Origin of the sequence: Alkalithermobacter thermoalcaliphilus JW-YL-7 = DSM 7308 (assembly GCA_001584565.1) — a bacterium.
GTDB lineage: Bacteria > Bacillota > Clostridia > Peptostreptococcales > Peptostreptococcaceae > Alkalithermobacter > Alkalithermobacter thermoalcaliphilus.
The window spans coordinates 1,333,627-1,346,434 of sequence record LSFY01000001.1 but is presented as its reverse complement, the minus strand read 5'-3'; the positions used below and the strand labels follow the sequence as shown (position 1 = coordinate 1,346,434).

Annotated in this window: 11 protein-coding genes and 1 other annotated feature; of the genes, 9 read left to right on the top strand and 2 right to left on the bottom strand. The window is 29.2% G+C overall.

Translation table 11 applies throughout. The features are described from left to right. Window positions 1-67: 67 nt before the first annotated feature. The 3 genes from JWYL7_RS07035 to gdhA all read left to right on the top strand — a co-directional run bounded on the left by JWYL7_RS07035 (window position 68) and on the right by gdhA (window position 3,066). Window positions 68-802, top strand: coding sequence for a metal ABC transporter ATP-binding protein (locus JWYL7_RS07035; protein WP_066070959.1), 735 nt, complete (start codon window positions 68-70; stop codon window positions 800-802). Between the two features lie 10 nt (window positions 803-812). Beyond that, on the top strand, window positions 813-1,637 hold the full coding sequence (locus tag JWYL7_RS07030) for a metal ABC transporter permease (protein WP_066070956.1): 825 nt from the start codon (window positions 813-815) through the stop codon (window positions 1,635-1,637). 94 nt (window positions 1,638-1,731) lie between these two features. Then, complete coding sequence (gdhA, locus tag JWYL7_RS07025) at window positions 1,732-3,066, top strand: NADP-specific glutamate dehydrogenase (protein ID WP_066070954.1); 1,335 nt, start codon at window positions 1,732-1,734, stop codon at window positions 3,064-3,066. 29 nt (window positions 3,067-3,095) lie between these two features. Here the strand turns inward: gdhA and JWYL7_RS07020 are convergent, their stop codons facing one another. Continuing rightward, entirely contained in the window at window positions 3,096-4,100 is a 1,005-nt protein-coding gene (locus tag JWYL7_RS07020; protein ID WP_066070951.1) for an ABC transporter substrate-binding protein, read from the bottom strand. 131 nt (window positions 4,101-4,231) lie between these two features. On the opposite strand from JWYL7_RS07020, the gene JWYL7_RS07015 reads away from it, so the two are divergent. The 4 genes from JWYL7_RS07015 (at window position 4,232) to JWYL7_RS07000 (ending at window position 7,488) form a co-directional block, all read left to right on the top strand. Next, window positions 4,232-4,924: an MBL fold metallo-hydrolase gene (locus tag JWYL7_RS07015; RefSeq protein ID WP_066070948.1), complete on the top strand. Its 693-nt coding sequence runs from the start codon at window positions 4,232-4,234 to the stop codon at window positions 4,922-4,924. Window positions 4,925-4,992: 68 nt separating this feature from the next. Continuing rightward, the gene (locus tag JWYL7_RS07010) at window positions 4,993-5,337 is read left to right on the top strand and encodes a hypothetical protein (protein WP_066070946.1); all 345 of its coding nucleotides are present in this window, start codon (window positions 4,993-4,995) and stop codon (window positions 5,335-5,337) included. 43 nt (window positions 5,338-5,380) lie between these two features. Next, window positions 5,381-6,250, top strand: a complete 870-nt coding sequence (locus tag JWYL7_RS07005; protein ID WP_066070944.1) for an FUSC family protein — start codon at window positions 5,381-5,383, stop codon at window positions 6,248-6,250. Window positions 6,251-6,264: 14 nt separating this feature from the next. Next, window positions 6,265-7,488, top strand: a complete 1,224-nt coding sequence (locus JWYL7_RS07000) for a BaiN/RdsA family NAD(P)/FAD-dependent oxidoreductase (protein WP_066070941.1) — start codon at window positions 6,265-6,267, stop codon at window positions 7,486-7,488. A gap of 27 nt (window positions 7,489-7,515) precedes the next feature. Here the strand turns inward: JWYL7_RS07000 and JWYL7_RS06995 are convergent, their stop codons facing one another. Then, a complete protein-coding gene (locus JWYL7_RS06995; RefSeq protein WP_066070938.1) occupies window positions 7,516-8,403 on the bottom strand; it encodes a LysM peptidoglycan-binding domain-containing protein in 888 nt (295 codons plus the stop codon). A 108-nt stretch (window positions 8,404-8,511) separates the two neighbouring features. Continuing rightward, window positions 8,512-8,728, top strand: a binding site (T-box leader). 37 nt (window positions 8,729-8,765) lie between these two features. On the opposite strand from JWYL7_RS06995, the gene JWYL7_RS06990 reads away from it, so the two are divergent. After that, window positions 8,766-11,435, top strand: coding sequence for a valine--tRNA ligase (locus tag JWYL7_RS06990; RefSeq protein ID WP_066070936.1), 2,670 nt, complete (start codon window positions 8,766-8,768; stop codon window positions 11,433-11,435). A 22-nt stretch (window positions 11,436-11,457) separates the two neighbouring features. Next, window positions 11,458-12,777, top strand: a complete 1,320-nt coding sequence (locus JWYL7_RS06985) for a bifunctional folylpolyglutamate synthase/dihydrofolate synthase (protein WP_066070933.1) — start codon at window positions 11,458-11,460, stop codon at window positions 12,775-12,777. Window positions 12,778-12,808 lie beyond the last annotated feature (31 nt).

Sequence of the window (12,808 nt, the reverse complement as noted above, 5' to 3'; positions counted from 1 at the left end):
AAGGGGAGTGGAAATCCACTCTCTTTTTTTGTATAATTTGATATAACTTAAAAGTGAGGTGTTATTTATGAAGTCTATATTTCAGGTAAGAAATTTAAGTTTTAGTTATGATGGTGTAAGTGTTATAGATAACATAAGTTTTGATATAGAAAAAGGAGATTATTTTGCATTAATAGGGCCTAATGGATCAGGAAAAACTACTCTTTTAAAACTTCTTTTGGGAATATTAACGCCTACAAGTGGAAAAATTATGTATTTAGGAGAGGATATAAAGTTTTCAAAATATAAAAATAAAATAGGGTATGTATCTCAAAAGGCTAATTCTTTTAATGAAAGTTTTCCAGCTACAGTTGAAGAAATAATATTATTTACTTTAAAATCTATACATAATCTGAGTAGTAAGCAGTTAATAGAAAAAACTCATGAAGTACTAAACAAGGTTAATATGATAGAATATAAAGATAGATTAATTGGAAATTTATCAGGAGGTCAGCAGCAAAGGGTTTTTATAGCTAAGGCTTTAAGCAAAGATCCTTCTATATTGTTTTTAGATGAGCCTACTGTTGGTGTAGATTATAGATCTGAAGAAGAGTTTTATAATATAATGCAAAACCTAAATAAAGAAGGAGTAACTATATTTATTGTTTCTCATGATATAGGTAGTGTGATAAATAAAGTTAACAAAGTTGCATGTATTGGTAATAAAAAAATACACATACATAAAAGTACACAGTTTGTAGATATAGAAAACAATTTAAGAAGTATATATGGTGAGAATATAGATTTTTTTAATCGAAACTAGGGAGGGGTATATGCTAGATTTTTTACATTTTGATTTTATGCAAAGAGCATTAATAGCAGGAGTAATAATAGGATTTGTAGCGCCTTTAATAGGTGTTTTTGTAGTTTTAAGAAAAATGTCACTTATAGGAGAGAGTTTATCACACCTTGCGTTGTCTGGAGTAGCTGTATCTGTACTTTTTGATATAAATCCAGTTATAGGTGCTATGGCATTTTGTATATTTGGATCACTAGGGATTCAAGCTTTAAAAGAAAATTATAGAAAGTTTGAAGATATATCTTTATCTGTTATAATGTCTGCAGGAATGGCTCTTGCAGTGGTTTTGATAGGAATATCTAAAAATAGAGCTGTAAATTTTATGAGCTATTTGTTTGGAAGTATAGGATCTATATCTAACTTTGACATAATTGTAATGATTTTTTTATCTTTAGTTATTATAGTTTTTCTAAAATTATATTTTTATAAGCTTTTTTATATATCATTTGATGAGGAAGGTGCTAGAGTATCAGGAATAAGTGTCAAAACTATAAATACAATATTTATAGTATTAGTATCTTTAGTAATAGTTATATGTATGAGGATAGTAGGTATTTTACTTATATCATCTATGCTTGTTATTCCTATAGCATCTGCTATGAGAATATCTAAAAGTTTCAGGAGTACATTGATATTATCATTTTTGTTTAGTCAAGTATCAGTATTATCTGGTATAATTTTATCTTATTATTATGATTTAGCTTCTGGTGGAATTATAGTTTTAATTAATATATTTATACTTTTAGCTTGTATTGTTCATAAAAAGGTATCTGTTTGTTATAAAAAAAACTGTTCCTAGGTCAATCTTTAGAAAATTATGTATTGAAAAATATACTACAAGTTGTATAATTACAGATAAGGGTACACTTTAAAAAAGTTAAGGGGGAAAAACCATGTCTTTAGTGCAAGAGATTTTAGAACAAGTGAAAAAGAGAAATCCAGGTGAAACTGAGTTTCATCAAGCTGTAGAAGAAGTTTTAATTTCAATTGAACCTGTTTTAAAAAAACACCCAGAATACATAGAAGCAGGAATACTTGAAAGGATAGTAGAGCCAGAAAGACAAGTAATATTTAGAGTTCCTTGGGTTGATGATAGTGGTAAAGTTCGCGTTAATAGAGGATTTAGAGTACAGTTTAATAGTGCAATAGGGCCTTATAAAGGAGGAATTAGATTCCATCCTTCTGTATACTTAGGTATAATAAAATTCTTAGGATTTGAACAGATATTCAAAAACTCTTTAACAGGTCTTCCGATAGGTGGAGGTAAGGGAGGATCTGATTTTGATCCTAAAGGAAAATCTGACGCAGAGATAATGAGATTTTGTCAAAGTTTTATGACAGAGCTTTATAGACATATAGGACAAGATATAGATGTTCCAGCAGGGGATATCGGTGTTGGAGCTAGAGAAATAGGATATATGTATGGTCAATATAAGAGAATAAAAAATGCTTATGAGGCAGGAGTTTTAACAGGAAAAGGACTTACATATGGAGGTTCTTTAGTTAGAAAACAAGCAACAGGTTATGGTCTTATCTATTTTGTTAGAGAAATGCTTAAAGAACATGGACATAGTCTAGAAGGAAAAGAAGTAGTAATATCTGGATCAGGAAATGTTGCTATATATGCTTGTGAAAAAGCTCAAAGTTATGGAGCTAAAGTTGTAGCAATGTCTGATTCAAGTGGATACATATATGATGAAGAAGGAATAAATTTAGACACTATAAAACAAATAAAAGAAGTAGAAAGAAAAAGAATTAGTGAGTATGTAAAATATCATCCTCAAGCTCAATACCACGAAGGAAGAGGTCTTTGGAATATTAAATGTGATATAGCTTTACCATGTGCTACTCAAAACGATATAGATGTTGAAGATGCAAAAGCTCTTATAGCTAATAAGGTTATAGCAGTAGGAGAAGGAGCTAATATGCCTTGTACAAATGAAGCATTAAATTTACTTATAGAAAACAATATATTAGTTGCTCCTGCTAAAGCTGCTAATGCAGGTGGAGTTGCAACTTCAGCATTAGAAATGTCTCAAAATAGTATGAGACTTGCTTGGACTTTTGAAGAAGTTGATGAAAAATTAGATCAAATAATGGTTAATATATTCAATTCAGCTAAACAAGCTGCTAAAGAGTACGGATTTGAAGGAAATTATGTAGTAGGAGCTAATATAGCAGGATTTTTAAAAGTTGCTGAAGCTATGATGGCTCAAGGAGTAGTATAAAAAACCAAAAGGGGTATCCCTTTTGGTTTTTATTTTATGTTTTCAACTGAGTTTTTAGCAAACTCTGTAGTAACTATTTTTTCATAAGGTGCTCTTTTATCTAGCTCACCTGCAAGCTGCATAATATCCATTAGATGCTCTAGACTTTCTTTTTCAAGAATAGGAGTTTTTGACCAAGTGTCTTGATGTTTATATCTTTTTACAACTTCAGTTAATGATTCTAAATCGATTTCAGGGAAAAAGTTAGATATAGAATTTGCTATAGCTTCAGGAGAATTACTGTTAACCCATAATTGAGCTTTGTATATAGCATTTGTAAATCTTTGGATTATATCTGGATTTTTTTCTATATAAGATTTTGTAGCTGAATAACAAGTATATGGTATATATCCAGATTCTTTACCAATAGATGCTACTATATATCCGTTGCTTTGTTTTTCAAGTGCTGATGCAGTAGGTTCAAATAATGTTACATAATCACCTTCTCCACCTACAAAAGCTCCTGCCATAGCAGCGAATTGAATATCAGTTCTAACTATTACATCTTTACCTATTTCAAGGCCTTTATTCTTTAAAACATATTCAAGAGTCATAAGAGGCATTCCGCCTTTTCTTCCTCCGATTATAGTTTTGCCTTTTAGCTTATCAAATGAAAAGTTATCGTCTTTTTCTCTACCAACAAGAAAAGAACCATCTCTTTGAGTTAATTGAGCAAAGTTTATAGCGTAATCTTCTCTTCCTTGATTATAAACATATATAGATGCTTCTGGACCCATAAAGCCTATATCTACTTCTCCAGATAAAAGAGCAGCCATAGTTTTATCAGCACCTTGAGTGTTTATAAGTTCAACATCAAGTCCTTCTTCTTCAAAGAATCCTTCAGAAATAGCTACATATTGAGGAGCATAAAAAATAGAATGGGTAACTTCTGCTAGTTTGATTTTTGTAAGATTACTAGATTTACATCCTGTAAAAACAAAAGATAAAGAAAACAACAAGCAAAGTGTAAAAATGAGTTTTTTAGACAGCTTCACAAATATCCCCCCAAAAATACAATTTATTTACCTGTATTAATATATTCATAAGTTACAATTTGTGTTAAAAAGGTTATAATTTATATAGAAAAAATATATAATACTAAGATGGATTAAATGTGGAGGGAATTATGAGCTTAAAAATAACATTTATATATAATAGTGGATTTAAGGTTAAGCTTGGAAAGAATTTATTTATATTCGATTATTATATGGATAAATCAAATTGTATAAATACACAAGAATTTGAGGAAAATGAGAATGTATACATATTTTCAAGTCATTTTCACTATGACCACTTTAATACAGAAATACTAAATTGGAAAAAATATAACAAAAATACATATTACATATTTAGTAGTGATATAAAAGTAGATGAAAAAGATATTTATTTCCTAAATCCATATGAAAAAATAGATATTAATGATATAAAAATAAAAACATACGGATCTACTGATGAGGGAGTTTCTTTTTTAGTTAAAGTAGAAAATATAAACATATTCCATGCCGGAGATTTAAATTGTTGGTACTGGAAAGAAGATAGCGAGGAAAATAGAAAGTATGCAAAGAAAATATTTAAGGAAGAAATACAAAAAATAAAAGAAGATGAAATAGATATAGCATTTTTTCCAGTAGATCCAAGGTTAGAAGAATATAGCACTTTGGGAGGGCAATATTTTATCGAAAACGTAAATCCTAAGGTTTTTATTCCTATGCATTTTGGAGAAGATTTTGATATTACTTTTAAGTTTAAAGAGATTTTCAAAGATAAACCTACAAAAATTATAAGCATAGAAAAATTTGGTCAAGAGATAGTATTATAAAAAGTAATAACATAATAGTAGTTTTTACATATTATAAAATTGAGCTAAAATATAAGGGGGAATTAGGTATGTACAACTACTATTATGATAATTATTTAAATTATTGCATGAAAAGATATAAAGATATGTGTCCACAACTATATCATAAAGTTCAACGAATAACAGTTAGAGTTTGTCAAGAAGACGATAGAAATATGTATGTATTTCCTAATGAAGATGTAGTAGAAAATATGGTTGACAGAATATATGAATGTTATACTAATGAAAATAAAACTAGAGATGACGAAGTTGATCTAGATGAAGAATACAGATCAAGAAGAGGCATTCTTAGAGATTTTATGAGATTTATTTTGCTTAGAAATTTAGTAGATAGAAGATGTAGATATTTTGGAAGAAGATGTTACTACTATTAAAGCTTGGGTTTCCAAGCTTTAATAGTTAATGGAGTGATTTAGATTGAAAATAGGAATGAGAACTATAAAAACAGGAATAGCAGTGTTTTTGTGTGTTTTAATATTTAAACTATTTAATATGGGATCAGCTATGTATGCTGTTTTGGCTGCTGTTATATCTATGCAAAATACAGTAATTTATTCTTTTAAGGCAGGAAAAAACAGAATGCTAGGAACATTTATAGGAGCTTTAGTTGGTCTTATATGTGCCCTTATAAAACCTGAAAGTGCTATTTTATCAGGTATAGGAGTTATGATAGTAATACATATAGCTAATTTACTTAAAAGCAAGGAAACTCTCCCTATAGCAGCTGTTGTTTTTTCTGCTATTATGTTAAAACTAGAACAAGAAAGTGCAATTGTATATAGCCTAAGTAGAATAATAGATACATTTATAGGTATAGTAATAGCAATATCAGTAAATTACTTTATATCTCCACCTAAGTATTTTGAAAAAATAGATAGTAAATATAAAAAAGTTATAGATGATACACTTAATATAGTAAAAATGAGCATTTGTTATAATCAAACTATAAATTCAAGCTTAATAATTGAAGATATACAAACATTGGAAAAGCTCATACATACATATATACAAGAATTTAGATTTAGAAAAAGTGAAAAGATAGAAATTGAAAAAATAAAAGAATCATTAAATGAATGCAAAAAAGTTTTGCTTAATTTACAGATTTTAGATTCTTTTAAAAATAAAGAGCAGCTTGATGAGGAAAATATTAAAAATTTAGCTAAAGTTTATAATTGTAGGCTTAGTTACAAAGAAAAAGATGAAACTAAAGAAAGTGTAGTGTACAATTATCATATTAAAAATATAATAAAATCCATTAATAAACTTAACAGTTTAAGTATAAGATAGAGGTGAAACAATAGATGAAAAAGGTAGTTGTAATAGGAGGCGGAGCTGCTGGAATGATGGCAGCAGGAACAGCAGCAAGTAGAGGATTAGATGTTACTTTAATTGAAAAAAACAACATTTTAGGAAAAAAGATATTAATAACTGGAAAAGGAAGATGTAATATAACTAATAGTACTGATATTGAAGGTTTTATAAAAAATACTCCTGTTAATGGAAAATTTTTATATAGCGCTTTTTATACATTTACAAATGAGGATACAATTAGATTTTTTAATAACTTAGGTGTTCAGACGAAGGTAGAAAGAGGCGGAAGAATATTTCCAATTTCGGACAAGTCAAAGGATGTAGTAATAGCTTTAGAAAAATATATGAAAAAAAATAACGTAAAGATAATAAATGATAAAGTAACTGAAGTTGTTTCAAAAGACAACAAAATATCACATGTTCAATTAAGTAATGGACAACAGATATATTGTGATAGTGTCATAATAGCAACTGGAGGAGCTTCGTATCCTGCAACAGGGTCAACAGGAGATGGATATAAGTTTGCAAAAGAAAATGGACATACAATAGTTCCTCTAAAGCCTTCTTTAGTTCCGTTAGAAACAAAAGAAGAGTGGGTAAAAGACCTTCAAGGATTGTCTTTAAAAAATGTATCTATAAAGGTGTTTAATAAGAAAGATAAAAAAGTATATGAAGATTTTGGAGAAATGATATTTACTCATTTTGGAGTTTCAGGACCTATAATATTATCTGCAAGTTCATATATGAAAAAGATAGAAGAAGAAAATTATAGACTAGTTATAGACCTAAAGCCAGCTTTAAGTTATGAACAACTTGATAAGAGAGTTCAAAGTGATTTTAGCAAATATATAAATAAAATATATGCAAATTCATTAAATGATTTGCTTCCTAAAAAGCTAATTCCAGTTATAATACAGTTATCCGGAATACCTAAAGATAAGGTTGTAAATGAAATTACAAAAAAAGAAAGATTAGATCTTGTACATTTACTAAAAAACTTAACAGTAAATATAAAAAGCTATAGACCTTTAAAAGATGCAATAATAACATCAGGAGGAGTTAAGGTAAGTGAAATAAATCCAAGTACTATGGAATCGAAGCTAGTAAAAGGGCTTTATTTTGCTGGAGAAGTAATAGATGTTGATGCTTATACAGGTGGATTTAATCTTCAAATAGCATTTTCAACAGGATATCTAGCAGGTCTTAACTGCTAAAAAATAAAGGTGGAATTTAATTCCACCTTATATCATATTTATTTCATTAAATTTGTTTCTAGGGATAAATTCTTCTGTTCCAGTATTGAATATAAAAATCCTATCATATAGTAAAACTTCACCAGCTTCATTTTTTTCTCCAGTAGGACTAGGTATAGCCCAATTCAAAGACATTATCTCACTAGATTCAGGTAAAATAAAACTGCTAGATTCAAGACTTGGCTCGGTATATGCTCTAGTATTATTTAATATTATGTGAATTCTTCTATTACTGCGTGCAAGCTCTATTCTTCTTAAAACTATTCTAGATAATGTAGATATAGTTTCGTCAGTGCTTTGAGCAAGCTCTAACAATACATTTATAACATTAGAGTTTGAAGGAGCTATCCGTCCAAGTGAAATCATAGAATATAAAATAACTGTTTTGCAAGGGTTTTGTATAAGATTTAATAGATAAGGAATAGCTGAATATCCTAAAGATTCCCATATAAAAGATCCTTTATAGTATATGTTGTGTATATCTTCTTCGGTTATTTCATCACACGATAAAGCTGTATCTTCCCACAGTTTTTTCAAATTATTAGGATTCATAATATAATCTCCCATTAATAGTTCAGAACCTGCAAAAATTATATTTGGATTAGCTAATCTATTAACAAAAGCTATTGTTGTTATAGGTAAATTGAATTCTTTAGAAAGACATGAAAGGGTATCGCCAGGTTGAACAACATAATATGGACCTTGACCTTGAGATTTTGGAAGAATTATATCTTCTTTAGGAATTATTAAAACTTGCCCTTGATACAGAAAGTTTGGATTACAAATTACATTAGCTTCTTTTATTTTTTCAGTGCTTGTATTGAATTTTGTTGCAATCTTAGAAAGAGTATCTCCTCTTTGAACATAATATAACATGTTATATCACCTCAAAATATACTATTCAAAGACTAAAAGATATGTTAAAGAGTTATTTACAAAAATAAAAAAAATATATATAATGAAAAATAAATATAACTAAATATAAAAAAGACTATGAAGAAGAGGAGTACATGGTATTCGCCAAAAAGAGAGGAAAGTCCGCGGCTGAAAGGCTTTCTTGGAAAGAAATCATGGAAGGTAGCTTCTGAGTTTCTAAGTTGAAATATCAGTAGACTTAGACGGATATTCCGTTAAAATAAATGAGTGCCAGAAATTTCTGGAAATAAGGTGGTACCGCGAAACAAAGCCCTTCGTCCTTAACAAGATGATGGGCTTTTATATTTTCAGGAGGTGTATATATGCTTGAAAAGAATTTAGCAAAAACATATAATCCTAAGGATTTCGAAGAAAGAATATACGCACAGTGGATGGAAAATGGATATTTTAGTGCAAATGTTAATGAGAATAAAAAGGCATTTACTATAATGCTTCCACCACCTAATATAACAGGACAGCTTCATATGGGACATGCCCTTGATCACACTCTTCAAGATATACTTATAAGATTTAAGAGAATGCAAGGCTTTGAAACTCTTTGGCAACCTGGAACAGATCATGCCAGTATAGCAACAGAAGTAAAAGTTGTTGAACATATACAAAAAGAAGAAGGAAAAAGTAAATACGAAATTGGTAGAGAAGAGTTTTTAAAAAGAGCATGGGCATGGAGAGATGAATATGGAAGAAGAATAGTAGATCAAATGAAAAAATTAGGAGATTCATGTGATTGGGATAAAGAAAGATTTACTATGGATGAAGGTTGTAGTGAGGCAGTTACTGAATTTTTCGTAAGATTATATAACGATGGACACATATATAGAGGAAACAGAATAATAAACTGGTGTCCTGATTGTAAAACATCTTTATCAGATGCAGAAGTAGAACACGAAGAGAAAAATGGAAATTTATACCACATGAAATATCCTATAAAGGATAGTAAAGAATTTATTGAAATAGCTACAACAAGACCTGAAACTATGCTTGGAGATACAGCTGTAGCAGTAAATCCTAATGATGAAAGATATAAACATTTAATAGGAAAATCAGTAATACTTCCGATAGTAGAAAGAGAAATACCTATAGTTGCTGATGATTATGTAGATATGGAATTTGGTAGTGGAGCTGTAAAAATAACTCCAGCACACGATCCAAATGACTTTGAAATAGCTCAAAGACATAATCTTCCTAGTATAAATGTTATGAACGAAGATGGAACTATGAATGAAAACAGTGGTAAATATGAAGGTTTAGATAGATATGAGTGTAGAAAAGTTTTAGTAAAGGACCTAGAAGATTTGGGTTATTTAATAAAAATAAAAGATCACACTCATAACGTAGGACACTGCTACAGATGTAATACTATAGTAGAGCCTAGACTTTCTAAGCAGTGGTTTGTAAAAATGGATGAGTTAGCAAAGCCAGCTATAAAAGCATTAGAAAATGGCGATTTAAAACTAGTTCCAGAAAGGTTTAATAAAATATATCTTAATTGGCTAGAAAATATAAAAGATTGGTGTATATCAAGACAATTATGGTGGGGTCATAGAATACCAGCTTATTATTGTTTAGAATGTGAAGAAACAATAGTATCTAAAAATGAGCCTAAAAATTGTCCAAAATGTAGTAGCACCAATCTAAAACAAGACGAAGATGTTTTAGATACATGGTTTAGTTCTGCTTTATGGCCTTTTTCGACACTAGGATGGCCGAATAATACAAAAGAATTAGATTATTTTTACCCAACAGATGTATTAGTTACAGGATATGACATAATCTTTTTCTGGGTTATAAGAATGGTGTTTGCAGGAATTTATTGTACTGGAAAAGTTCCTTTTAAATATGTATTTATTCACGGGCTTGTTAGGGATTCACAAGGAAGAAAGATGAGTAAATCTTTGGGAAATGGAATAGATCCATTAGAAATAATTGAAAATTATGGAGCAGACGCTTTAAGATTTACACTTGCTACAGGAAATTCCCCGGGAAATGACATGAGATTTTATATTGAAAGAGTAGAAGCTTCTAGAAATTTTGCGAATAAACTATGGAATGCGTCTAGATTTGTATTAATGAACGTAGACGAGGAATTAATAAAGAGTGTACAAAGAAAAGATGTAGAAAATCATCTAACTTTAGCTGATAAGTGGATAATCTCAAGAATGAATAATCTTGTAAAAGAAATGACTGAAAATATGGAAAAGTTTGAGCTTGGAATAGGAGTTCAAAAGATATATGATTTCATATGGTCAGAATACTGTGATTGGTATATAGAAATGGTTAAACCAAGACTTTATGGTCAAGATATAGACACTAAAAAATCAGCTCTTTATACATTAATTTATGTTCTAGAAAATGTATTAAAACTTCTTCATCCGTTTATGCCATTTATAACAGAAGAAATATACAAATATTTACCAACAGTTAATGAAAGTATAATGATTTCTAGTTGGCCTAAATACAAACTTGAAGATGAGATGAAAAATGAAGAAGAAAAAATGAATCTATTAATGGAAGCTATAAGAAGTATAAGAAATATAAGAGCTGAAATGAATGTTCCGCCTTCTAAGAAAGCGAAAATAATGTTAGTTCCAAGCAATGAAAAATTAAGTACGGTTCAAGAAGGAAAAGAATATTTCCAAACACTTGCTAGTGCATCTTTTGTAGAAATATTAGAAAATAACTCTAAAGTTCCAGAGGATGCTATGTCTGCTGTAGTAGAGGGACTAGAAATTTATATACCACTTGATGAACTTGTTGATTTTGAAAAAGAGATACAAAGACTAGAAAAAGAAATGGAAAAAATAGAATCAGAACTAAAGAGAGTAAATGGAAAGCTTTCAAATAAAGGTTTCTTAGATAAAGCTCCTGAAAAACTTGTACAAGAAGAAAAAGCTAAGAAAGAAAAATATGAGGAAATGAAAAAGTCAGTATTAGAAAGATTACAAAACCTAAAGTCAAAATTGAATTCTTAATATAGAATAGGAGAGATATAAGGTGAAGTACGCACAAGCTTTAGACTTTATTTATGGTGCATCTAGATTCGGTATAAAATTAGGGCTTGATAATATAACTAAACTTTTAGATTTGCTTGGAAATCCTCACAAAAATCTCAAAGTAATACATGTTGCAGGGACAAATGGAAAGGGATCAACATCATCATTTATAACATCAATACTTAAAAATGCTGGATATACTGTAGGGTTATTTACATCACCTCATCTTGAAGAGTTTACAGAAAGAATAAGGATAAATGGAGAAAATATAAAACAAGAAGACTTAGCTAGAATAACTTGTATAGTAAAAGATAAAATAGATGAGATGATAAATAAAGGGTATAATCATCCTACACAATTTGAGATAATAACAGCTATTGCGCTTTATTACTACAACGAAAAAAATGTAGATTTTGTAGTTTTAGAAGTAGGAATGGGAGGAAGATTTGATTCAACAAATGTAATTGAAAATCCTTTACTTTGTGTTATAACCCCTATAAGCATGGATCATAAAGATGAATTAGGTGATACAATAGAAAAAATAGCATATCACAAAGCTGGAATAATAAAACATGGTTGCGATGTTGTAGTTTATCCTCAAGAAAAAGAAGCTCAAAAAGTAATAATGGAAGAAGTAAATGACAAAAATGCTTGTGTGTACATTGCTGATATAGAAAACAAAGAAATTATAGAAAGCTCTATAGACGGGCAAGTATTTAATTTTAAACTAGGCAATGAATACTATAAAAATGTTAATATAAAACTTTTAGGAGATCATCAAGTAAATAATGCTATAGTAGCAGTTTCATCAGTAGATATACTAAGAAAAAAGCATGGTATAAAAATAGATAATGATCATATATATAATGGATTAAGAGAAACAAGATGGGCAGGAAGAATAGAAATATTAGTTAAAGAACCTACTGTAATAATAGATGGAGCTCATAATGAAGATGGAGCGTATTCTCTAGCTAAAGCAATGGATAAATATTTTAGTGATAAAAATATAACTTTTGTATTAGGTATGTTAAAAGATAAAGATGCTGATAAAGTTATAGAAATTCTAATGCCAAAAACAAGTAGAATAATAACAACAAGACCTAATAGCGATAGATCTCTTAGCGCATATGAATTAAAAGAAAAAATAGATACTAAAACAGGAAAACAAGCCATTGCTATAGAAAATATAAAAGATGCAATAGAATACGCAGTAGATACTAGCAAAGAAAATGATGTAGTAATATGTGCTGGATCTTTATATATGATAGGAGAAGTTAGAAGTTTAATAAAAGATAATAAGAAAAAGAAACTGTCTTTTTAGGCAGTTTCTTTTTCTCTTTTGAAGATTTTAT